Raw genomic sequence first — 22,913 nt, 5'->3', positions numbered from 1 at the left:
TTCTGACTTGAAAGTAACTATATACACAGACGGCGCCGCCCGCGGCAATCCAGATGGTCCGGGCGGATTTGGAACCGTCATTCACTATGTAGATCCGGCAGGAAAACTGCACACGAAAGAGATTTCCGGCGGCTACAAACGAACTACGAACAACCGTATGGAGCTGATGGCAGCCATCGCCGGTCTCGAGGCGCTCAACCGCCCCTGCGAGATTGAACTCTATTCAGATTCCCAGTATCTCGTCAACGCTTTTAACCAGCACTGGATCGAGGGTTGGATCAAAAAGGGCTGGAAACGCGGCAAAAATGAGGAGGTTAAGAATGTAGATCTATGGAAGCGCCTGCTCGCTGCCAAGGAACCCCATCAGATTTCGTTTTTCTGGGTGAAGGGGCATAATGGGCATCCGGAGAATGAGAGATGTGACTTTTTGGCTACTTCGGCGGCGGATGGGGACGAGCTGATGGTGGATCCGGGGGTATAGCTCGTTACTGCTCACACATGTGTGACCAGTAACAGGATTTTACCGATGCTTCGCATTCCAAATCGGCAAAATCTGCATCCGGAACTGTATTGTACGGAATTTTCAGTTCAGAAAATTCCTACATGTGAGTAGTTACTATAACAACCCTTACGATATGTTTACATCTTTCGATCATCTATTTTCAAACCGTATTAAATGTGCTATTTTAAAATTATCAAGTGAACAGGAATAGCAAAGGCGGTTGAGAGTAATTTGAAAAATAAAGGAATGATCGCTGCCCTCGGTTTGATTCTGGTGCTGGGGATTGTGACGACGGCGGCAACGCGGCGTTATATCCGGGAGCAGGCGGGAAGTGAGAGAAGCCTGACGGTCGGACCGGAGGCGATGTATGAGGCGGAACCATTTGCGGCGGAAGCAGCGGAAAATGGTCTGGCGGAGGATGCGCCGGAGCCATCTTCTAAAAAAATGGCGCATGCGGAAAGCGTGGGGACAGAAGATAGAGCCTGTATGCAGGCGGAAGGAGATGTTTCTGTCCAGTCTTTAGGTGAACAAAAGGAAAAACGTGCAGATAATCGGGCGGCTGCTAAGGCGGCAGAGAAGCAGAGCGCGGGCGATGAGTCGGATCATTCTGTGAATACAGGGGCGGTTGCGTCCCCGGTTGAAAATGGAATTGTATCTCCTGCGCGAGGCGCGTCCTCCGGGACAGGTGCAGGCTCGGACCGGACAGCGGAAGATTACCGGAACCGGCTGGGCGAGATCGAGAATACGATTCAAAACCTGGAAAATTCGGGAAGTGCGAATACGACCGACGCGATGCGGGAGGCGGTCGCGTATGAGTACCGGCTCTGGGATGCCGAATTAAATCAGATTTATCAGGCAATCATGGCGGTGCTTCCAGACGAGGAGACAGACACGCTGCGTGGTCTGGAACGCAGATGGATCCGGGAACGTGATACGGCGGCGAAACAGGCGGCGGAGCGCTACAAGGGCGGCACGATGGAAAATGTCGAGTACACGGCGTCGCTGGCAAATTCGACGCGGGATCGGGCGTATGAGCTTTTGGATTTGTATGAATCGTATCTTCCGGCAGAGTAGTGAAAAAAATTAGAAAATGGGACTTTTGCGGCATATAGAATTGCGGTAAGGGTCCCATTTTTACACACTTTTTGTACCGATAAACCTCTTGCGAAATGTAAATTCCTATGATAGGATATAAAGAATGAGGAAAATTTTACTTAAATAGAAGTAACTATAGGAGGAAGCAACGTGAAAAAATACGGTGTGAACGAACTTAGAAAGATGTTCTTAGACTTTTTTGAGAGCAAGGGACATCTGGCAATGAAGAGTTTCTCTCTGGTTCCGCATAATGATAACAGCCTTCTGCTTATCAACTCTGGTATGGCTCCGTTAAAGCCATATTTTACGGGTCAGGAGATTCCGCCGAGAACAAGAGTATGTACCTGTCAGAAATGTATTCGTACCGGCGATATCGAGAATATCGGTAAGACTGCCCGTCATGGTACCTTTTTTGAGATGCTTGGCAACTTCTCCTTCGGTGATTATTTCAAAGAGGAAGCGATTCACTGGTCCTGGGAATTTTTAACCGAGGTTGTCGGACTTGATCCGGATCGCCTCTATCCGTCTGTGTTCGAGAGCGATGACGAGGCATTTGATATCTGGAACAAAGAGATGGGTATTCCGGCAGAGCGTATTTTCCGCTTTGGCAGAGAGGATAACTTCTGGGAGCATGGCGCTGGTCCGTGCGGTCCGTGTTCTGAGATTTACTATGACCGCGGTGAGAAATACGGCTGCGGCAAACCGGGATGCACGGTAGGCTGCGAGTGTGACCGTTACATGGAGGTATGGAACAATGTATTCTCCCAGTTTAACAACGACGGTCACGGCAACTACACCGAGCTGGAGCACAAGAACATTGATACCGGAATGGGTCTGGAGCGTCTGGCAGTGATCGTACAGGATGTAGATTCCCTGTTTACGGTTGATACCAACAAAGCTCTGTTAGACCGTGTCTGCGAGCTGGCACATACCGAATATCAGAAAGATCATGAGACCGATATTTCTCTGCGTATTGTAGCGGATCATATCAAGTCCTGCACCTTCATGATTTCCGATGGCATTATGCCATCCAACGAGGGACGCGGATATGTTCTGCGCCGCCTTTTGCGCCGTGCAGCACGCCATGGCAAAAAACTTGGCATCGAGGGTGAGTTCTTAGCAGCTCTGTCCCGCACCGTTATCGACCTTTCCAAGGATGGTTATCCGGAACTGGAAGAGAAGAGCGCGATGATTTTCAAGGTTCTTTCGGAGGAAGAGGATAAGTTCAACAGAACCATTGATCAGGGTCTTGCGATCCTTGCTGATATGGAAGAAGATATGAACAAGAAGGGCGAGAAAGTGCTGTCCGGCGACAACGCATTCAAGCTCTACGATACGTATGGATTCCCGATCGATTTAACCCGTGAGATTCTCGAGGAGAAGAGTCTCGGTATCGATGAGGACGGCTTCAACGCAGCGATGAAACGCCAGAAAGAACAGGCGAGAGCGGCGAGAAAGACGACTAACTATATGGGCGCGGATGTTACGGTATATCAGTCCATCGATCCGGCTATTACAACTGAGTTTATCGGCTATGATCGTCTGACAGCGGAATCCGAGATTTCCGTTCTGACGACCGAGGATGAGATTGTAGAGGCACTGACTGACGGTCAGACTGGTACAATTATTACCAAGGAAACTCCGTTCTACGGAACCATGGGTGGTCAGGAGGGTGACTTCGGTCAGATTACCGCTCCGGACGGCTCTGTGTTTGAAGTAAAAGATACCATTCATTTACAGGGTGGCAAGATCGGTCATGTCGGTGTTGTAGTAAAGGGTATGTTCGAGGTGGGAGAAAAAGTAACCATGTCGGTTGACAAGGAAAACCGTGAACTGACTTCCCGCAACCATTCCGCAACCCATCTGCTTCATAAAGCGCTGCGTACCGTACTTGGTAGCCATGTAGAGCAGGCTGGTTCCCTGGTAACCCGTGACCGTCTGCGTTTCGACTTTACTCATTTCTCTGCGATGACTCCAGAGGAGATAGAGAAGGTTGAAAAGATTGTAAATGATGAGATTGCAGCATCCCTGCCGGTTGTAACCGATGTTATGTCCTTGGATGAGGCAAAGAAGACGGGCGCGATGGCACTGTTTGGAGAGAAGTACGGCGAGAAAGTCCGTGTTGTCAAGATGGGAGATTTCTCCACCGAGCTTTGCGGCGGTACACACGTATCCAACACAGGCACAATTGCATCCTTCAAGATTCTCTCTGAGGCTGGTATTGCAGCAGGCGTCCGCCGTATCGAGGCGCTGACCTCCACCGGTTTGATGAACCACTACAAAGAGGTAGAGAATGAGCTGCATGAGGCGGCGAAACTGGCAAAGACCACTCCGGCGGCACTGAGCAGCAAGATTGAGTCCATGTTAGAGGAGATCAAGACTCTGCACGCAGAGAACGAGAAGTTAAAAAGTAAGCTGGCGAACGACTCTCTGGGCGATGTTATGAACCAGGTACAGGATGTAAACGGCGTGAAGCTGCTGGCAGTTGAGGTTAAGGATGTAGATATGAACGGTCTGCGTAATCTGGGCGATCAGCTGAAAGAGAAGCTGGGCGACGGCGTTGTTCTGATTGCATCTACTCTGGATGGCAAGGTAAGCCTGATGGCTTCTGTAACTGACGGTGCGATGAAGAAGGGTGCACATGCTGGAAACTTAATCAAAGCAATCGCAGGTCTTGTCGGCGGCGGCGGCGGTGGCCGTCCGAACATGGCACAGGCTGGCGGAAAGAATCCGTCTGGTATTGCAGCAGCCCTTGAAAAAGCGGCAGAAGTAGTAGCAGAGCAAGTAAAATAAAAAAATCATAAAAAAATGTAAAATGTTGTTGACGTATCATTTTTTTATGATATAATCTTTTTAGTGCTAAAAAAATACCCATACAGTTGTATTAATATGCACTTATTACACAACTGGAGGGAGGTTAGGTGTGAGCTATGTCAAATGTAATCGTTAAAGATAACGAGAGTCTGGACAGCGCTTTACGCAGATTCAAAAGAAACTGTGCTAAGGCTGGTATCCAGCAGGAGATTCGGAAAAGAGAGCATTACGAGAAACCGAGCGTTCGTCGTAAAAAGAAATCCGAAGCTGCTAGAAAACGCAAATACAATTAAGTAACGCAAAAGTCCTGGTTTTCATATGAACCAGGACTTTTTTGTGCAATAGGAGAAAGAGAAGAAATGCGATGTGGCGGATGATGGAGTGAGGGGCATGAGAGAGAAGCAGGAAAATGAGAGACGGGGAAAGGGATTGAAACAATATATTGCGGATCGGCGCCTGGCAGCAGTCAGCCTTGTGCTGGGTGTTTTGATGGGGCTGATGATTCTTCTGGGAATCCGTTACAGCCGCAATGAGCTGATTTACCGGACGGCGGGTCAGTTTTTGGGACAGTTGGCGGGCTGGGTGGTGTGTATGACGGTGATGGTCTGGGCGATTTGTGTGGGACTGGATGCTTTGGGGCGTGGCTGGCCTGAGATACGGGATTTTCAGTTCGGAAAATTCCTGCCTGTGAACAGTTGCCAGAAACGGACGCAAGCACGGAGGGGGAAAGACTGCGAAGACCAGGGAAGCAGCCGCGATGTGGAAAGCCAGGGACGGGAATCGAAACAGCGCGCAGCGAAAAATTCGGATTTGGGGACATGGCTGAAATGGATGTTTCTCTCCTGGTGCGTCTATCTTCCGGTTTTTCTGGCGGTTTATCCGGGCATTTATTCTTACGATGCGTCCGCGCAGCTCCTTCAGTTTTATGGAAAACTGCCGCTGACAACTCACCATCCATTAATTCACACGCTATATCTGGGACTCTGCATGAAGATTGCGGGGCGTCTGTTCCATACCTATCAGGCAGGGATGGCGCTGTATGCGCTGTCGCAGTCGTTTTTTATGAGTGCGGTCTTTTCCCTGTGTCTGTGCCGGATGAAAGCGCGGCGGGCACCGCGATGGATCTGCGTCGCTTCGTGGACGTTCTGGATCCTGAATCCGTATCTGACGGTCTTTTCCTTTGTCACGACGAAGGATGTGCTCTTTGGCGCATTTTTCCTGCTGGCATTTGATACGGCATGTTGTCTGGCGGAGGATCCGGAGCATTTTTGGCGGGGAATGTGCCAGAAGAAAGAGGATTTGGATAAAGAAAGAGAGCTGGATAAAGAGAAAAATCCGAACGGAACAGGTTCTCGGAAAGAAGTGGGAAAGTCGGGTGATTGGCTGCTCTTTTTTGTGAGTGTGTTTTTCATGTGCCTGTTCCGAAATCAGGGAATCTATGTGTTCCTGTTTTTTGTTTTGGCAGTCTGCCTGTTTTTACGAAAAAAAGTGTATCGCAGAAACTGGTTTATCGGGGCATCTCTGCTGGTGGCAGCTTTATGGTATGTTTTATCCGGTCCGATTCCAACGGCGTTCGGCGTGGGAAAGGGCGATGCGAGGGAGATGCTGTGCGTGCCGATGCAGCAGCTGGCGCGCATGTATCATGAAGTTCCGGAGAAATTGACGCCGGAGGAAAAGGAATATATCGAGACGCTGATTGACCCGCAGGCGCTCAGTGAGTATGTCCGTGTCAATGCGGATCCAGTGAAAAATGGATTCCATACGGAAGTGATGCAGGCAGATATGGGACGTTTCGTGCGGACCTGGGCGGAAATCGGGAAGCGCCATCCGGGTATTTATCTGGATTCATTTCTGATGGGGAACTGGGGGTACTGGTATATGGGAGACAGCCAGTACTGGATCAGCTATATTTTATACGATGGGGCATACTTGGAAGGTAATTTAAATATCCTGCATATCACGCGTAACAGCCATTTTCAGGCGCTTTCGGACTGGTTGAGGGAGGCGACACTGACACCGGCATTCCAGTCGGTTCCGGTGCTGTCGGTGCTTCTCAATCAGGCATTTCCGTTCTGGCTGATGCTGTTTGCGGCAGGATTTGCAGTCTGGAAGCACCGGGCGTATGAGATCATTCCGCTGATGCTTCTGCTAGGCTGCTGGGGAACACTTCTGCTGGGACCGGTGGTTTCCCTGCGGTATGCATTGCCGTTGATTTACTGTGTGCCGCGGATGCTGGAAATGATAGTGGGTTTGACGGGAAAATAGTAAACGGCATAGTTTCTGCTTTCCTACATATATTAGATAATAACAATGAAATAGGCGGTAGGCGCTTGTTTGGCAGACAGAAAAAAGCGATCGTTTCGGCACTTCATCTGCCGGAGGACGTCGTTCTCGGAGAGATGCTTCTGTATTTTACCGGCAGTCGGGCGGCTGTGGTAGAAAATTACAGGAGCATTCTCTTTTTTTCCGACGAAATGCTGCGGCTGACGGGAAAGAACATCCGGCTTACTATCAAGGGGAAAGGGCTTTCGATTGAGTATTATGACCGCGACAATCTGCGGGTCACGGGGCAGATTGTGTCTGTCGAATTTGGGGTGCTGTGAGGAATGAGTATGGCGAAGGTAAGACACCTTCTACATGGGATAGTGCGGCTTAACATGCGCGGCACCTCCCCGGAGAGATTCCTGAATCTCTGTACGCTGGCAGGTTTAAATGTCTGGCAGGTAAAAAAAGAGCAGGAAAATCTGCTGTTTTATATGGAAATCCGCGATTTTAAGCGGTGTGCGCCACTGGCAAGAAAAGCGGGAGTCCGTCTGCATATCGTTGAAAAGCGTGGACTGCCGGTGTTTCTCTGGCGGAACCGGAAACGGAAAGGGTGGGCGGTCAGCTTCGTCCTTTTTTTTCTGTTATTATTGTTTCTGGCACAATTTGTCTGGGAGATCGACTGGAGTGGAAACCGGCGTTATACCGAAAGTGAGCTGAATCATTACCTCCAGACGCTGCAGATTGAAGAGGGAATTCCCAAGAAGCGGATTTCCTGTGCGAGGCTGGAGGAAGAACTGCGGGAGTCATTTGAAGATATCACCTGGGTGTCGGTGCGCCTGCATGGGACGCGCCTTTTCATCCGCCTGCGGGAGAGCGAGGTTCCGGTCCGTCAGGAAGTGGAGTCCGGCGAGGCGTGCGATCTGGCGGCGGCATCCGACGCGCGGATCACGTCGGTAGTCGTCCGGAGCGGAATCCCGCTTGTGCAGGCGGGAGATACGGTGGAAAAGGGGCAGCTTCTGGTGTCGGGAACGGTGCCGATCACAGATGATGGAGGCGAAGAAATTTCCTCTTACCGGGTGCGGGCGGATGCGGATATATATGGGATCCGGGAGCGGGTCGGGAGAAAGGAGCTTCCGCTCTGGAGGGAAATGCGGACGGAAACGGGAAAGAAACGATACGGAATTGCTTTGGAAGCAGGAACACACACATTTTACTGGAAAATTCCAGAATTTTATGATATGATAGAACATACATTCGATATGGCGGAGCAATGGGGCTTTTTCAGACGAAGCAGGCGGATGAAACCTGCCTGGACGATCCGGACGGAGTACCGGAAATTGCGGCTCCCGCTTGATTTTTATCTGCCGCTTTCTGTCGGGTGGAGTGAGTACCGGGAGACGTCTGTCTGCGAAAAAAGGTATACAGAACCAGAGCTTGCGGCGCTGTCAGCGGCATTTCAAAAGGAGACGGAAGAAAAATTGATCGAAAAAGGTGTACATATTATGGCAAGTGATGGTAGAATACTAATAAATGGCGGAGTCTGCCATTTTGAGGTACGGCTTCAGACGGAGGAGCCGATTCAAGTTGTGACACAAGGAGAACAGCAAAGGAATGAGCATAATAGAGACAATGATTGATATTCCGATGGAACATGAGCGGAATGTATGCGGACAGTTTGACGCGTATCTGAAAAAGATTGAGCGGACGCTGCACGTGACGATGATCACACGCGACGGCGCGCTGAAAATCATCGGTCCGGAGCAGACGATCCGGCAGGCGAAGAGTGTGTTCAACAATCTGTTAGAGCTTTCCAAGCGCGGCAATACCGTTACCGAGCAGAATGTTGATTACGCCCTGTCGCTGTCCTTCACGGAGAAGGATGATCAGATTCTCGAGATCGATAAGGATATCATCTGCCGGACGATCACGGGCAAGCCGGTCAAACCGAAGACGATGGGACAGAAACAGTACGTGGACCTGATCCGCAAGAAGATGATTGTATTTGGCATCGGTCCGGCGGGTACCGGAAAAACGTATCTGGCGATGTCGATGGCGATACAGGCATTTAAGAGTGGCGAGGTAAGCCGGATCATCCTGACGCGTCCGGCGATCGAGGCGGGGGAAAAACTGGGTTTTCTGCCGGGCGATCTGCAGAGCAAGATCGATCCGTACCTGCGTCCGCTTTACGATGCGCTGTATCAGATTATGGGGGCAGAAAGTTACCTGCACAATTCTGAGAAGGGCTTGATTGAGGTGGCGCCGCTTGCGTACATGCGTGGTCGTACCCTGGATAATGCGTTCATCATTCTCGATGAGGCGCAGAATACGACCCCGGCACAGATGAAGATGTTCCTGACACGTATCGGCTTTGGTTCCAAGGTGATCGTGACGGGCGACCAGTCGCAAAAGGATCTGCCTGCCGGAGCTGCGTCCGGACTGGATACGGCGATTCATGTACTCAAGAAAATTGACGATATTGGTTTCTGCTATCTGACCAGCAGCGATGTAGTCCGCCATCCGCTGGTACAGAAGATCGTAGAGGCATACGATGCGTATGAGAAAAAAGATGCGGATGCGTCCCGCGGTTTCCGGAGAAATAGTTCCGGGACGCGTGACCGGAAAGATGGAGGAAGAAAGAACAGATGACAATCCAGATCGAATATGAAGCAGAGCGGGAGTGGGAGATAGATTACCGGCCGATCATCGAGGAGATCGTGGTTGCGGCGCTCGATTATGAAAAATGCCCGTATGAGGCGGAGGTCAATGTAGTCCTGACAAATGATGAGGAGATTCATCGTATTAATAAGGAATTCCGAGGAATTGACCGGGCAACCGACGTCCTCTCTTTTCCGATGGGTGATTACGATGTGCCGTCCGATTTTGAACGGTTGGAAGAGCAGTCAGAGGACTATTTTAACCCGGAGACGGGCGAACTTCTTCTGGGCGATATCGTGATCTCGATCGATAAGGTAGACGAGCAGGCAGAGAAATACGGTCATTCTAAGGAGCGCGAACTGGCGTTCCTAGTGGCACACAGTATGCTGCACCTGTGCGGTTACGATCATATGGAAGATGACGAACGTCTTGTGATGGAGAAAAAACAGGAGGAAATCCTGGCTGGCAAAGGGTATACGCGCTAAAAGCAGGGAAAAGAACCGGAGGGAAAGGGGAGAGCCCATTCGGGAAATGAGGCATATGGGGATGTGATGGGGGAAGTACGGAATGAAAAAAAGCAGTTGGAAAATAAGGGCACTGGCACTGACTCTGATGGCAGTCTGCTGGCTGTCAGGCTGTTCGGCTCACAAAGAAATATCGGTAACGGTAGCAGAGACACAGGAGGAGACACGTGAGCTGTCCTTAAATACAGAGACGGAGGCCGAAACGCAGCCGGAAGCAGAGCCGGAGGAACGCTGCGAAAAAGACGGGAAGATACAGAGTTATCTGACCGGGGAATGGACGGATGTCGCAAAGGCGAACCGCCGTCCGCTCGCAATCATGATGAGCAATGACAAGGCGGCGCTTCCGCAGTATGGCATCAACCATGCCGGAGTGGTCTATGAGGCACCGGTGGAAGGCAGCATGAACCGCTATATGGCACTGATAGAGGACTATGACGATCTGGACCGGATCGGTTCCGTCCGGAGCTGCCGCCCATACTATACTTTTTTTGCAAGGGAATTTGAGGCGGTCTATGCACATTATGGGCAAAATACGTTTGCACTTCCGTATCTGGAGCAGATGGAACATTTAGATGGAATCAAAGGCAATGGGACATCTGCGTATTTCCGGACCAAGGATCGGAAGACCCCGCACAATGCCTATGCATCGGGACCAAAGCTGCGCCAGGCGATCGAGGCGAGCGGTTATGCGGATGCGTACCCGGAGAGCTATGAGGGGCATTATACTTTTGCGCCGGAGAGTGCGCCGGTGTGCTTTGAGGATGGTATCGCAGCGGCCAAAGTAGTGCCAGGTTATCAGTTAAGCAATCCCTGGTTTGAGTATCACCCGGAGGACGGGCTGTACTACCGGTATCAGTATGGCGGTCCGCATATGGGAGATGAAGGACAGATAGCGGTTAAAAATATTATTTTCCAATACTGTTTGTGGAAATATTATAAACCGACGGAATATCTGGATATTGATGTCCATACACCGGCGACGGGGTATTATTTTACAAATGGACACGGCATTCTGATTCGTTGGGAAAAAGACGGCGCTTACGGCGTCACAAAGTATTACGATATGGACGGTCAGGAAATCAAGCTGAATCCGGGCAAGACCTGGGTCTGCATCCTTCCGAATGACCGTATGGATAAGGCGGAATTCTATGGAGAACAGACGGAGTAGAAGAAAACCCGGAATGCGGGAAGAGACAGAAAGAGAGATAATCAGCCGGCAGCGCACGGCAGGACGTAGAGAAGAAGCAGCTGGAGGCAGCCGGGAAAGTGCGGGCAGAAGCCGTAACCGGTCAGGAAGCAGCCGGAAGCCGGAAGCGGTTCCGGTGAGAAAAGAAAATTTTGTCATTCAGGGTACGATCCTGGCAGTTGCCGGTATCATTGTGCGTCTGATCGGTATTCTGTACCGCGTCCCGATGACGAATATCATCGGCGATGAGGGCATGGGATATTATTCGACGGCATTCAACGTATATAATATCATGCTGATCCTTTCATCGTACAGTCTGCCTCTGGCGGTGTCGAAGATGGTAGCGGCCCGCCTTGCGAAAGGGCAGTACCGCAATATGAACCGTGTTCTGCGGGCGGCGCTTGTCTATGCGACGGTCGTAGGTGGTCTGGCATGCTTTATTACCTGGAATTTTGCAGGCTTTTTTGCAACGACCTTGTTTAACACGCCGTTCTGCGTGTATGCACTCCGCACACTTGCGCCAACGATCTGGATCATGGCGTATCTGGGCGTGCTGCGCGGTTATTTCCAGGGACATGGAACGATGATTCCGACGGCGATCTCCCAGATCCTGGAGCAGGTGGTCAACGCGATTATCAGTGTGGTGGCCGCCAGCGTCCTTTTCAAGGTGGGACTGGATACAGCGAAAGTATATGGAAAAGATGGATATGCACAGGCATTTGGCGCGGCAGGCGGTACGATCGGCACAGGAAGCGGCGCGTTTGCAGCCCTGTTATTTGTGCTGGTATTGTTTTTACTCTACCGTCCGACGGCAAAACGGCGGATTGCCAAGGATCGGAGCGGTAGTGTGGATTCCTACCGTCAGATTTCGAGAATCTTCTTCTTTACCGTTATTCCGGTTATCGTAAGCTCGGGTGTTTACAATATTAACTCGGTTATTGACAACGGTATCATGGCGCACGGCATGGAGTCGCTGGGACGCGGCAAAGAGTTTTTAGCCCTCTGGGGTATCTACAACAACAAATATATGCTGCTGGTACACGTCCCGCTTGCGATGGCGAACTCACTGTCCTCGTCGCTGATTCCTTCGCTGTCCGGTGCAATAGCGCGTAAGGACCGAAAGGCGGCGATTGAAAAGACAGCCCTTGCGATCCGGTTTGCTATGCTGATTGCGATTCCGTCGGCGGTGGGGCTGACGGTACTTTCAGCACCGGTCAATAACCTGTTATTCCGGGGCGGCAACAATGCGGAAGCGATCCGTATGATGATGATTGGCGCTTCAGCCGTTATCTTCCTGTCGCTTTCGACGGTTACCAATGCAATCTTACAGGGACTTAACCGGATGAATGTTCCGGTGCGGAACGCCTTGATTTCGTTGGCATTACACGTGATTGCGCTGTATATTATGCTGATGATCTTCAATATGGGTATCTATAGTATGGTATTTGCAAGTATTTTATTTGCGCTCTTTATGTGCATTTTAAATGCGATCGCGATCCGCAACACACTCGGTTACCGCCAGGAGATGGTCAAGACCTTCCTGCTGCCGGCGATCAGCGCAGCATTTATGGGCGCGGCGGCATATGGCGTGTACCGTGGGGTTACGCTGGTGATCCACAGCAATGTGCTGGGAACGCTGCTGGCGGTGCTTGTTGCGGTCGCGGTATATGGCGTGCTTCTTATCAAGCTGCACTGTATCGAGGAAGATGAGATGTATTCGATGCCGATGGGACGGAAACTCACACGCATCTGCCGGAAGCTGCATCTGATGTAGGGTTAGAAATTTAGTTATGATTAAAATTTAGAAAAAAGTGAATAATAAGGATACACAACAGGAGGTATCCTTATTATGAGAAAATATCAGGGAATACTGTTTGCGGCGCTTTTTTGTTTTGCAATGCTTCTGCTTCTGGCGGCAGGGCTCTGGTGGTACCGTCCACGGCGGGCGGAACCGGTACCGGGGCGCGTGTATGAGTCAGAGCGGATGCCGGAGAATAATGCGGTTCTGAACCCGGAACCGGAAGTGGCGGAGAAACAATCCGGCTATTGTCTGACGGCGGAGGATGGGATGCTGCTTATCTTTGACGGAACAAGCGGAGAAGTCTGTTTCCAGACCCATATGCCGCTCTCAGAATTTTCCGTGGAAGAACAGGAAAAACTGCTGGAAGGAGTCTGGTTCGACACAATGACGGATGTGTTTCACTATCTGGAGTCTTTCAGCAGTTAGATGTGATTATAATACAGTCAAAAAACAAAGAAGAAAGTCCGCGTATGAACGGTACGAAGCAAACGGTCAGGAAGGGAAATAGGGATGAGTCAGAATAAAGTAATCATAGTGGGAGCGGGAGCAGCCGGAATGACGGCTGCCATTTTTGCTGCCAGGGAGGGCGCTCAGGTGGTTCTGCTGGAACATAAAGACCGGGTCGGCAAGAAGATCCTGTCTACCGGCAATGGACGCTGTAACCTTTCAAACCGTTTGCAGGAGCCGTTCTGCTACCGCAGTGGTCAGCCGGATTTTCCATGGAAGGCGCTTGGGGCGTTTACGCTTCCGATGACACTGGAATATTTTGAGGATCTCGGCGTTTTGACGCGGGAGCGGGACGGATATCTGTACCCATATTCCGGGCAGGCAAGCGCTGTTTTAGATGCACTCCGTCTGGGACTTGCGCGGGAGTCGGTTCAGGTGGTGACGGAATGTGAAGTTTTCTCGATCACGCCGCGCGAAGATGCGAAACACCGGTTTGAAGTGAAGACGTCCCAGGGGAGCTTTTCGGGCGAGACGCTGATTCTGGCGTGCGGCAGCAAGGCGGCACCGGGTACAGGTTCGGATGGAAGCGGATATAAGCTGGCGAAACGGCTGGGACACCATATCATCAAGCCGCTTCCGGCACTGGTTCAGCTTCGTTGCCCGGAAAAGTTCTTTAAACAGCTCGCCGGAGTACGCGCGGATGCCTCTGTGATACTCTACAGCGATGGCAGAAAGCTGGCGGAGGACAAGGGCGAGGTGCAGCTTACGGATTATGGTATTTCGGGGATTCCGGTTTTCCAGGTCAGCCGCTTTGCGGCGCGCGCGCTCGATGAGGGACGGGATGTACGGGCGGTACTCAATTTTTATCCGGAATGCCCGGAAACGGAGACACGTCGGATATTAAAAGAGCGGAGTGAGCGCCTGAAAGAACGGCAGGTGGAGGACTTTTTTTCCGGCTGGATACATAAAAAACTGGCAGCTCTGTTTTTAAAACAGGCAGGAATCCGGCCAGATCGGACGGTTGGCAGCCTGACAGAGGCACAGATTCAGACGCTGGGGGATCTGCTCTGCCGGTTTGAGGTCAGCGTGAACGGTACAAATTCCTTTGAACAGGCACAGATCTGCTGCGGCGGCGTCGATGTGCGGGAGGTTGACGCACAGACGATGGAATCGAAGAAGGTAAAAGGGTTATATTTTGCCGGGGAGATTCTGGATGTCGATGGCATCTGCGGCGGTTATAATCTCCAGTGGGCGTGGAGCAGCGGTGCAGCAGCTGGAAAATGTGCTGGAAGGGAGTCAGATAAATGATACGAGTAAATCAGGTAAAACTGCCGGTCAGCCACAGTGAGGCGGATCTTCGCAAGAAAACTGCCAAAATGATGGGAGTATCGGCAGATCAGATACAGTCGGTGGAGCTGGTGCGCCAGTCTCTGGATGCGCGCAAAAAGCCAGATCTGTACTATTTATATGCATTAGATGTTGCAGTGGCAGGGAAAGAGGCGGCGATTGTCAAACGTGCGCGCAGTGTAAATGTGCAGATCCGAAAGGAAGAGGCGTACCGCCTGCCCGATCCGGGAATAGAGCCGCTTCGGGAACGACCGGTAATCGTGGGCTTTGGTCCGGCAGGTATGTTTTGTGGTCTGATGTTGGCGCGTGCCGGATATCGCCCGCTTATTCTGGAACGGGGGCTGGATGCGGACAGCCGTGCAAAGGCGGTTGCACGCTATTGGACAGATGGAACGCTGGATCCGGAGTGCAATGTGCAGTTCGGCGAGGGCGGTGCCGGTACGTTTTCAGATGGAAAGCTGAATACGCTGGTCAAGGATCCGTCTGGGCGGAATAAGGAAGTGCTGAAAATCTTGGCGCAGGCGGGCGCGGATCCGGCGATTACCTATGTGAACAAGCCGCACGTTGGAACGGATGTTCTGCGGACGGTGGTAAAGAATATTCGAAGTGAGATAGAGAGTCTGGGCGGTGAGGTACGGTTTGGCTGCCGTCTGGAGGACTTTGAGACACAGAATGGTCATTTGTGTTCCATCCGCGTCAGTGCCCGTAAAGGCACGTCGGAGGCAGGACGGACGGTGGAGGAGATTCCAGCATCGGCACTGGTGCTGGCGATCGGGCATAGCGCCCGCGATACGTTTGCGATGCTGGCAGAGAAACCGCTCGACATGCAGGCAAAGGCATTTGCGGTGGGACTGCGGATCCAGCACCCACAGACGCAGATCAACTTAAGCCAGTACGGACGGGAAGAAGCCGGGAATCTGGGGGCTGCCAGCTATAAGCTGACGGCACAGACCTCCGGAGGCAGGGGCGTGTATTCTTTCTGTATGTGTCCGGGCGGCTTTGTTGTGGATGCATCCTCAGAGCCGGGACGGCTGGCAATCAACGGCATGAGCAACCATGATCGTGCCGGTGCAAACGCAAACAGCGCCCTGATTGTGACCGTTACACCGGAGGATTTTCCACAGCCGGGCACACTTGGCGGCGTGACGTTTCAGCGTCAGCTGGAGGAAGCGGCATACCGCTGCGGCGGCGGAAAAATCCCGGTACAGCTTTATGGAGATTTCCGGGAAAACCGGATTTCAACGGGATTTGGAGCAGTGACACCACAGTTTGAAGGACAGTTTGCATTTGGAAATCTGCGGGAGGTGCTGCCGGAAGCGCTTTCGGCAGCGATGTTAGAGGGAATGGAACATTTTGGACATGTGATTCATGGCTTTGACCGCGAGGATGCGGTTTTTGCCGGAGTAGAGAGCCGGACCTCCTCGCCGCTGCGGATTCCGCGTGACCACGCGACGATGGAGAGCAGCACGATCGCGGGCATCTACCCATGCGGCGAAGGCGCTGGATATGCGGGCGGCATTACCTCGGCGGCGATGGATGGGATGAAGACGGCAGAGGCAATTATCGCGAAGTATGCTATCCCCAAAATTAAATTGTGAGAGAGAATGGTTCAGCGGCTTTAGGCTTTATAGTAAGGATGTCTGCCTGTAGCTGCGAAGAAACAAGCATTATAAGAGGAGAAATGATAGATGAAACAGGAAAGAATTGACCGTATTAATACGTTATATCATAAGAGCCAGGCAGTTGGATTGACCGAAGAAGAGAAAAAAGAGCAGGCAGCGCTTCGGAAGGAGTACATTGAGTCAATCCGTGGAAATATGCGAGGACAGTTAAATTCGATACTGATTAAAGAGAAAGACGGTTCTATTACGGATCTGGGTAAGAAATACGGCGGCGTTACGGATACGAAGAATTAATTGAAGGGTAGAAGAGATGGTTATTCATTCATCTGGATCGCAGATATCAAAACAGGAGATTCGCGCATATGTCCTTCAAAAACGCCGGACTCTGCTGCCAGAAGAAAAACAACGATGGGATGAGGCGTTGTTAGAACGTCTCCATCCCCTCTTTCCATCAGCCGGGACGGCAGTGTATGCTTATACGAGTGTGCGCGGTGAGGCAAGTACGGAATATTTGATTGACGAGCTGTTAAAGCGCGGCTGCCAGGTAGCGCTGCCGCGGGTGTTTGGGCGTGAGATGCGTTTTTTCTATGTCACAGATCGGAGCCAGCTTGTGGCGGGAGCATATGGCATCCCGGAACCGGCGGACGGATGTCAGGAGGCAGATGCGCCGAAAGCGCTGGTGATCACGCCTGGCGTGGGGTTTTCCAAGGACGGAAACCGCATCGGTTATGGGGCGGGGTATTATGACCGCTTTTTTGCGGCAGAACCGGACCATATGGCGGTGGGACTCTGCTATGGATTCCAGTTGTTTCCGGCATTTGAAACCGAAAAGCACGATAAAAAAATGGCATATATTGTGACACCGGAGCAGACAATTAAAGTTTTGTAATGTCTGGCGCACTCGCGCGAAGCAGAAACATATCAAAGGCATACAGGAATAGAGCAGCCGTGTGGTAAACTCTGTTTTTGCTTCCAGATACATGAACCGGAATATTTTGTAAGAAACTGGAAAGGATTCTGGCAGGAATGGGACTTGCGAAAATGAGCACCATATAGTAATATTATCTAATGTATGAAATATTAGGATTATTAGGATAATGAAAGAATAGTAAGGAGCAATACAATTTATGGATTTACATACAAACGATTCGTCCGAATCCGCAGCAGGCGTGTTTGTGTCTGACAAATGTCAGATTCCGGTGGGTGGTATACCGCAGCAGGAACCGGATCGCCAGCAGTATTATATGGCACTCTGCCGCCAGAAGGTACAGGAGATTTCGGACAAACTGGGGCGTCCGCTGACCTGCTTTATCTCGACGTTTGGATGTCAGATGAATGCACACGATTCAGAAAAGCTTCTCGGTATTCTGCTGGAAGCAGGATTTGTGGAAGGAACCAGTGAGGAATCGGATTTCGTCCTCTACAATACATGTACAGTCCGTGAAAATGCGAACCTGCGCGTGTATGGACGTTTAGGGTATCTTCACAGCCTCAAGAAAAAGAATCCGCACATGATGATCGCACTTTGCGGCTGCATGATGCAGGAGCCGGAGGTTGTAGAGAAATTAAAGAAGAGCTACCGCTTTGTGGACTTGATTTTCGGTACGCACAATGTATATAAACTGGCAGAGCTGCTGGAACAGCGCTTTGAGACGGGGAAGATGGTCATCGATATCTGGAAAGGAACTGATAAGATCGTTGAGGATCTGCCGTCGGAGCGCAAATATACATTTAAGTCTGGCGTTAATATCATGTTTGGCTGCAACAATTTCTGCAGCTATTGCATCGTCCCGTATGTGCGCGGACGCGAGCGCAGCCGTGCGCCGGAGGACATCATCCGTGAGATTGAAGAGCTGGTTAAGAACGGCGTCGTGGAGATCATGCTGTTAGGGCAGAATGTCAATTCCTACGGAAAGAACCTGGAATCTCCAATTACCTTTGCAGAACTTCTGCGCCGGGTAGAGCGGATTGAGGGGCTTAAACGGATCCGTTTCATGACCTCCCATCCGAAGGATCTGTCGGATGAGCTGATCGAAGTGATGGCATCTTCCAAGAAGATCTGCCGCCATCTGCATCTGCCGCTTCAGTCGGGCAGCAGCGAGATCCTAAAGAAGATGAACCGCCATTACACGAAGGAGCAGTATCTGGAACTGGCAGAGCGCATCCGCAAGGCGGTACCGGATATTTCCCTGACGACGGATATCATCGTTGGATTTCCGGGAGAGACGGAGGAAGATTTCGAGGAGACACTGGAGGTTGTGCGGAAAGTCCGCTACGACAGCGCATTTACCTTTATTTATTCGAAGCGCACCGGAACTCCGGCGGCAGCGATGGAAAATCAGGTTCCAGAAGAAGTTGTCAAAGAACGTTTCGACCGTCTGCTCGCAGAGGTACAGGCGATTTCCGCACAGGTCTGTGGACGAGATGTCCATACGGTGCAGGAGGTTCTGGTGGAGGAACCGGACAGTCACGTGGAGGGACTGGTAACCGGACGTATGTCCAATAACACAATCGTTCATTTCCCAGGTGGAAAAGAGCTGATTGGTAAAATTGTTAAAGTATATCTGAAGGAATCCAAGGGATTTTACTATATGGGATCCCTGGTAGATTAAGGAGGATAAATTTATGAAAAAGCATTATAAAGGATTGACGGTTCTGCTGTCAGCCTGCATGCTGGCAGGAAGCGCTTCTGTCGCATATGCAGGACCGGCAGATGACATTGCAAACGGTACAGTCGGTATGCCAAACACCGGTTCGTCAACATCGGCAGAGCAGTTCAACCAGGGAACCGGGCAGCAGGATGAGAACACGGCACTTCATGTCGGCGTCAATTATCTGTATAATGCGGAAGGCGATATTTCTGCATTTGCGATGGATTTGAAAAACTTTGAGGGGATCGGCGGCGTGTCCTACCGTGCATATACCAACACAGGCGGTTATCTGTGGTGGTACCATGACGGCATCCAGACCGGTGTGGTTGGTTCTGGAAGCTGGGTAGAGGCGATCCAGATTCAGCTTTCCGGTCAGGCTGAGAAGATGTACGATGTTTACTATAGCGTTACATCCAGCGGTCAGGGCAAGATGGGATATGCGAAGAATGGCGAAGTGGCTGGTACCGTGGATATCGGCGAGAAGATCCTTTCGATTGAAGTCGTATTAGTTCCGAAGGGAAGCGCAGGTCCGCAGAGTGCAGCACCGCGCTACAAATCAGCTGCTTCCAGCAGACTGAGCGTAGCAGAAAATGCAACGGTTATGTTCAATGAGGACGGAAGCGTATATAACGGCTGGCTTTCCGATGACTTTGTACGTTATTATTTTGAAAATGGCTACGCAAAGACCGGCTGGCAGTATATCGATGGTTACAAGTTCTACTTTGACTCCTGCGGTCGTCTGGTTCAGGACGTAGACAGCCTGATTGGCAAGCAGTCCGATTATCTCCTGAAGGTAAATAAGACACTGAACTGCCTGACGGTTTATGCAAAAGACGGCAATAACGGATATATTATTCCGGTGAAAGCGATGCTGACCTCCGTCGGTGATGATACGCCGATTGGAACTTTCAAGACACCGGAGAAATATCGCTGGAGACTGATGGTAAATGATACTTACACCCAGTATGCAACCCGTATCACACAGGGATTCCTGTTTCATTCGATTACATACGCAACCCCGAATGAGAATAACCTTCTGACCGTCGGCTATAATGGTCTGGGTGTTTCCCGTTCTTTAGGCTGTGTACGCCTGAACTGTAGAAACTCCAAGTGGGTATATGATAACTGCCATCTGGGAACGACTGTACAGGTATACGAGGATGCCAATGTAGCATCTCCATTTGATAAGCCGGAGCTGGTACCGATCTCCGATCAGCAGACCTGGGATCCGACGGATCCGAAATTCAACTAAAATAAAACGACAGCGGTCTGTCCGGTCTGGCATTCAGATGAGTGAAGTGCCGGAAAACGGGCGGATCGCGATGAAGAGAGGTAAATTGTGGCACTTTCACCAATGATGACTCATTATCTGGAGACGAAAAAACAGTATCCGGACTGTATTCTGTTTTATCGTCTTGGCGATTTCTATGAGATGTTTTTTGAGGATGCCCAGACTGTTTCGAAAGAACTGGAACTTACCCTGACTGGAAAAGACTGCGGACTGGAGGAGCGCGCGCCTATGTGCGGCGTTCCTTATCATGCCGTAGAGGGTTATTTGAGCCGTCTCGTCCAGAAAGGCTATAAGGTCGCCATCGCAGAGCAGATGGAGGATCCGAAACAGGCAAAGGGACTTGTGAAGCGGGAGGTAATCCGGGTGGTGACGCCGGGAACCCTGACAAATTCACAGGTTCTGGAGGAATCAAAAAACAATTATCTGATGGGAATTGTATACATAGACGGTGTATTCGGCGTTTCGACGGTTGATGTCAGCACGGGCGACTATCTTGTGACGGAGGTTCGCAACGAGCGCAGTCTGTTAGATGAAATTTATAAATTTTCGCCGTCGGAGCTTATCTGCAACGAGGCTTTTTACATGTCAGGAATCGATTTAGAGGACTTGAAAGTACGGTTAAATGCCGTGATCTCAGCACTTGAAAATCGGTTCTTTTCTGATGATTCCTGCCGGAGAATCCTGCGGGAACATTTTCATGTAAAGCACCTGGAAGCGTTGGGACTGGCGGACTATGAGACGGGCGCGATCGCGGCGGGCGCTGTCCTGCAGTATCTGTATGAGACGCAGAAAAATACACTGGAACACCTGACGCGCCTGACTGTCTATACGACCGGACAGTTTATGATGCTGGATACGTCCACGCGCCGGAACCTGGAGCTTACTGAGACGCTCCGGGAAAAGCAGAAGCGAGGCACACTTCTCTGGGTGCTTGATAAGACGAAAACGGCGATGGGCGCTCGTATGCTGCGGACACTTGTGGAGCAGCCGCTCATCAGCCGAGAGGAGATCCTGCGCCGCCAGAATGCGATCGAAGAGCTGAACATGAACTATATCAGCCGCGAGGAGCTGTGCGAATATCTGAATCCGATCTACGATCTCGAACGTCTGATCGGACGCATCAGTTACCGGACGGCAAATCCGCGCGATCTCATCGCGTTTGGCAATTCACTGGCGATGCTTCCGTATATCAAACAGATTTTGAAGGAGTTTTCAGGCGAGCTGCTTAAAAACCTGGAAGGCGCTCTGGATCCGCTGGTAGATTTGAAGGAACTGATTGACAAGGCGATCGTGGAAGAGCCGCCGATCACGGTGCGCGAGGGCGGCATCATCAAGGAAGGCTACCATGAGGAGGCAGACCGTCTGCGTCATGCAAAGACAGAAGGAAAAGACTGGCTGGCACAGTTAGAGCAGAGCGAGCGCGAAAAGACAGGCATCAAAAACCTGAAAGTCAAGTTCAATAAGGTATTTGGCTACTATTTTGAGGTGACTAATTCCTTTAAGGATCTGGTGCCGGATTATTTCATCCGTAAACAGACCCTGACAAACGCAGAGCGCTATACGACCGACCGGCTGAAAGAGCTGGAAGATATCATTCTCGGCGCCGAGGACAAGCTGGTTTCTCTGGAATATGATCTGTTCTGCCAGGTGCGCGACCAGATCGCGGGCGAGGTAAACCGGATTCAGAGTACCGCCCGTGCGATCGCGATGACGGATGTGCTGGCGTCTCTGTCGGTGGTGGCGACGCGTTACAATTACGTGAAACCTCATATCAACGAAAAGGGCATCATCCGCATCAAAAACGGACGTCATCCGGTCGTAGAGCGCATGATGGGCGGCGAGATGTTTGTCGCCAATGACACATATTTAGACAACGGAAAGAACCGGATTTCGATCATTACCGGTCCGAACATGGCTGGTAAGTCGACTTATATGCGTCAGACGGCGCTGATCACGCTGATGGCGCAGATCGGAAGCTTCGTCCCGGCGGATGAGGCGGATATCGGTCTCTGCGACCGTATTTTTACCCGTGTGGGCGCCTCGGATGATCTGGCATCTGGTCAGAGTACCTTCATGGTGGAGATGACCGAGGTTGCGAATATCCTGCGGAATGCGACGAAAAACAGCCTTCTGATTCTCGATGAGATCGGGCGCGGTACGAGTACCTTTGACGGCCTTTCGATCGCCTGGGCGGTTGTGGAGTATATTAGTAATACGAAGATTCTGGGTGCTAAGACGCTGTTTGCGACACATTACCATGAACTGACAGAGCTGGAAGGAACCTTAAGCGGCGTCAACAACTACTGTATCGCGGTCAAGGAACAGGGCGACGATATCGTCTTCCTGCGTAAAATCGTGAAGGGTGGCGCCGATAAGAGCTACGGCATCCAGGTGGCGAAGCTTGCAGGCGTTCCGGCTCCGGTCATCGATCGGGCAAAAGAACTGGTGGAAGAGTTGAGCGATGCCGACATTACAGCGCGTGCGAAGGAGATTGCAGAAAATGGTCCGGGAACCCAGACGCGCAAAAAGGTGGCAAAACCGGACGAGGTAGATCTGCAGCAGATGTCGATCTTTGACACGGTCAATGAGGACGATATCATCAAGGAGATCATGGAATTGGAAGTAAACCGGATGTCTCCGCTGGATGCGCTCAATACATTAGATAAGCTGCAGGCGAAGCTGAAAAACCGGTGGATGCACCAGTAAAAAAGAG

General features: G+C 51.1%; 19 protein-coding genes. All 19 read left to right on the top strand.

Annotated features, from left to right (window positions below):
- Positions 1 to 7 precede the first annotated feature (7 nt).
- The 19 genes from rnhA to mutS all read left to right on the top strand — a co-directional run bounded on the left by rnhA (position 8) and on the right by mutS (position 22,906).
- Entirely contained in the window at positions 8 to 481 is a 474-nt protein-coding gene (rnhA, locus tag DW720_RS10695) for a ribonuclease HI (RefSeq protein WP_022359619.1), read from the top strand.
- 252 nt (positions 482 to 733) lie between these two features.
- Positions 734 to 1,576 carry a lysozyme inhibitor LprI family protein gene (locus tag DW720_RS10690; RefSeq protein WP_118749613.1) on the top strand — a complete coding sequence of 281 codons (843 nt, stop codon included), beginning with the start codon at positions 734 to 736 and terminating at the stop codon, positions 1,574 to 1,576.
- Between the two features lie 204 nt (positions 1,577 to 1,780).
- Entirely contained in the window at positions 1,781 to 4,390 is a 2,610-nt protein-coding gene (alaS, locus tag DW720_RS10685; RefSeq protein ID WP_227589512.1) for an alanine--tRNA ligase, read from the top strand.
- Positions 4,391 to 4,527: 137 nt separating this feature from the next.
- Positions 4,528 to 4,704 (top strand): 30S ribosomal protein S21, encoded by a 177-nt coding sequence (gene rpsU / locus DW720_RS10680; protein ID WP_003504099.1) that lies wholly within the window; start codon positions 4,528 to 4,530, stop codon positions 4,702 to 4,704.
- A gap of 97 nt (positions 4,705 to 4,801) precedes the next feature.
- Positions 4,802 to 6,676, top strand: a complete 1,875-nt coding sequence (locus tag DW720_RS10675) for a DUF6020 family protein (RefSeq protein WP_118684386.1) — start codon at positions 4,802 to 4,804, stop codon at positions 6,674 to 6,676.
- A gap of 65 nt (positions 6,677 to 6,741) precedes the next feature.
- The gene (locus tag DW720_RS10670; protein ID WP_106999834.1) at positions 6,742 to 7,014 is read left to right on the top strand and encodes a YabP/YqfC family sporulation protein; all 273 of its coding nucleotides are present in this window, start codon (positions 6,742 to 6,744) and stop codon (positions 7,012 to 7,014) included.
- A 9-nt stretch (positions 7,015 to 7,023) separates the two neighbouring features.
- Positions 7,024 to 8,313 carry a sporulation protein YqfD gene (locus tag DW720_RS10665; protein ID WP_182431287.1) on the top strand — a complete coding sequence of 430 codons (1,290 nt, stop codon included), beginning with the start codon at positions 7,024 to 7,026 and terminating at the stop codon, positions 8,311 to 8,313.
- Positions 8,288 to 9,322, top strand: a complete 1,035-nt coding sequence (locus DW720_RS10660) for a PhoH family protein (protein WP_243017788.1) — start codon at positions 8,288 to 8,290, stop codon at positions 9,320 to 9,322. Before DW720_RS10665 ends, DW720_RS10660 begins: the two co-directional genes overlap by 26 nt.
- Positions 9,319 to 9,816: an rRNA maturation RNase YbeY gene (gene ybeY / locus DW720_RS10655; RefSeq protein ID WP_022359625.1), complete on the top strand. Its 498-nt coding sequence runs from the start codon at positions 9,319 to 9,321 to the stop codon at positions 9,814 to 9,816. The genes DW720_RS10660 and ybeY overlap by 4 nt, the downstream gene beginning before the upstream one ends.
- An 82-nt stretch (positions 9,817 to 9,898) precedes the next feature.
- Positions 9,899 to 11,023, top strand: a complete 1,125-nt coding sequence (locus tag DW720_RS10650) for a DUF3048 domain-containing protein (RefSeq protein WP_118749612.1) — start codon at positions 9,899 to 9,901, stop codon at positions 11,021 to 11,023.
- On the top strand, positions 11,004 to 12,815 hold the full coding sequence (locus DW720_RS10645) for a polysaccharide biosynthesis protein (RefSeq protein WP_227589503.1): 1,812 nt from the start codon (positions 11,004 to 11,006) through the stop codon (positions 12,813 to 12,815). The genes DW720_RS10650 and DW720_RS10645 overlap by 20 nt, the downstream gene beginning before the upstream one ends.
- Before the next feature lie 75 nt (positions 12,816 to 12,890).
- A complete protein-coding gene (locus DW720_RS10640) occupies positions 12,891 to 13,268 on the top strand; it encodes a hypothetical protein (RefSeq protein ID WP_106999838.1) in 378 nt (125 codons plus the stop codon).
- A gap of 84 nt (positions 13,269 to 13,352) precedes the next feature.
- Positions 13,353 to 14,597, top strand: coding sequence for an NAD(P)/FAD-dependent oxidoreductase (locus tag DW720_RS10635; protein WP_118749611.1), 1,245 nt, complete (start codon positions 13,353 to 13,355; stop codon positions 14,595 to 14,597).
- Positions 14,594 to 16,234: an FAD-dependent protein gene (locus DW720_RS10630; RefSeq protein WP_118523338.1), complete on the top strand. Its 1,641-nt coding sequence runs from the start codon at positions 14,594 to 14,596 to the stop codon at positions 16,232 to 16,234. The genes DW720_RS10635 and DW720_RS10630 overlap by 4 nt, the downstream gene beginning before the upstream one ends.
- A 90-nt stretch (positions 16,235 to 16,324) precedes the next feature.
- The gene (locus DW720_RS10625) at positions 16,325 to 16,552 is read left to right on the top strand and encodes a DUF896 domain-containing protein (protein WP_022359502.1); all 228 of its coding nucleotides are present in this window, start codon (positions 16,325 to 16,327) and stop codon (positions 16,550 to 16,552) included.
- 16 nt (positions 16,553 to 16,568) lie between these two features.
- Positions 16,569 to 17,147: a 5-formyltetrahydrofolate cyclo-ligase gene (locus tag DW720_RS10620; RefSeq protein WP_118749610.1), complete on the top strand. Its 579-nt coding sequence runs from the start codon at positions 16,569 to 16,571 to the stop codon at positions 17,145 to 17,147.
- A 355-nt stretch (positions 17,148 to 17,502) separates the two neighbouring features.
- Positions 17,503 to 18,870: a tRNA (N6-isopentenyl adenosine(37)-C2)-methylthiotransferase MiaB gene (gene miaB, locus DW720_RS10615; protein WP_243017797.1), complete on the top strand. Its 1,368-nt coding sequence runs from the start codon at positions 17,503 to 17,505 to the stop codon at positions 18,868 to 18,870.
- Positions 18,871 to 18,883: 13 nt separating this feature from the next.
- Complete coding sequence (locus DW720_RS10610; protein WP_118749609.1) at positions 18,884 to 20,161, top strand: L,D-transpeptidase family protein; 1,278 nt, start codon at positions 18,884 to 18,886, stop codon at positions 20,159 to 20,161.
- A 102-nt stretch (positions 20,162 to 20,263) separates the two neighbouring features.
- Entirely contained in the window at positions 20,264 to 22,906 is a 2,643-nt protein-coding gene (gene mutS, locus DW720_RS10605; protein ID WP_118749608.1) for a DNA mismatch repair protein MutS, read from the top strand.
- Positions 22,907 to 22,913: the final 7 nt, after the last annotated feature.

It is taken from the genome of Clostridium sp. AM27-28, from assembly GCF_003480955.1.
Taxonomy (GTDB): domain Bacteria; phylum Bacillota; class Clostridia; order Lachnospirales; family Lachnospiraceae; genus Otoolea; species Otoolea fessa.
The sequence above is the reverse complement of the archived record's forward strand: the minus strand, read 5'-3'. Positions and strand labels throughout refer to the sequence as shown.

What these genes read in the sequence shown, in the direction of transcription:
- DW720_RS10675 (WP_118684386.1), top strand. Translation starts at nt 4,802, where the DNA reads ATGAGAGAGAAGCAGGAAAATGAGAGACGGGGAAAGGGATTGAAACAA.
- DW720_RS10640 (WP_106999838.1), top strand. Translation starts at nt 12,891, where the DNA reads ATGAGAAAATATCAGGGAATACTGTTTGCGGCGCTTTTTTGTTTTGCA.
- alaS (WP_227589512.1), top strand. Translation starts at nt 1,781, where the DNA reads ATGTTCTTAGACTTTTTTGAGAGCAAGGGACATCTGGCAATGAAGAGT.
- DW720_RS10650 (WP_118749612.1), top strand. Translation starts at nt 9,899, where the DNA reads ATGAAAAAAAGCAGTTGGAAAATAAGGGCACTGGCACTGACTCTGATG.
- mutS (WP_118749608.1), top strand. Translation starts at nt 20,264, where the DNA reads ATGATGACTCATTATCTGGAGACGAAAAAACAGTATCCGGACTGTATT.
- DW720_RS10630 (WP_118523338.1), top strand. Translation starts at nt 14,594, where the DNA reads ATGATACGAGTAAATCAGGTAAAACTGCCGGTCAGCCACAGTGAGGCG.
- DW720_RS10635 (WP_118749611.1), top strand. Translation starts at nt 13,353, where the DNA reads ATGAGTCAGAATAAAGTAATCATAGTGGGAGCGGGAGCAGCCGGAATG.
- DW720_RS10620 (WP_118749610.1), top strand. Translation starts at nt 16,569, where the DNA reads ATGGTTATTCATTCATCTGGATCGCAGATATCAAAACAGGAGATTCGC.
- DW720_RS10610 (WP_118749609.1), top strand. Translation starts at nt 18,884, where the DNA reads ATGAAAAAGCATTATAAAGGATTGACGGTTCTGCTGTCAGCCTGCATG.
- ybeY (WP_022359625.1), top strand. Translation starts at nt 9,319, where the DNA reads ATGACAATCCAGATCGAATATGAAGCAGAGCGGGAGTGGGAGATAGAT.
- DW720_RS10645 (WP_227589503.1), top strand. Translation starts at nt 11,004, where the DNA reads ATGGAGAACAGACGGAGTAGAAGAAAACCCGGAATGCGGGAAGAGACA.
- DW720_RS10625 (WP_022359502.1), top strand. Translation starts at nt 16,325, where the DNA reads ATGAAACAGGAAAGAATTGACCGTATTAATACGTTATATCATAAGAGC.
- rpsU (WP_003504099.1), top strand. Translation starts at nt 4,528, where the DNA reads ATGTCAAATGTAATCGTTAAAGATAACGAGAGTCTGGACAGCGCTTTA.
- miaB (WP_243017797.1), top strand. Translation starts at nt 17,503, where the DNA reads ATGGCACTCTGCCGCCAGAAGGTACAGGAGATTTCGGACAAACTGGGG.
- DW720_RS10665 (WP_182431287.1), top strand. Translation starts at nt 7,024, where the DNA reads ATGGCGAAGGTAAGACACCTTCTACATGGGATAGTGCGGCTTAACATG.
- DW720_RS10660 (WP_243017788.1), top strand. Translation starts at nt 8,288, where the DNA reads ATGAGCATAATAGAGACAATGATTGATATTCCGATGGAACATGAGCGG.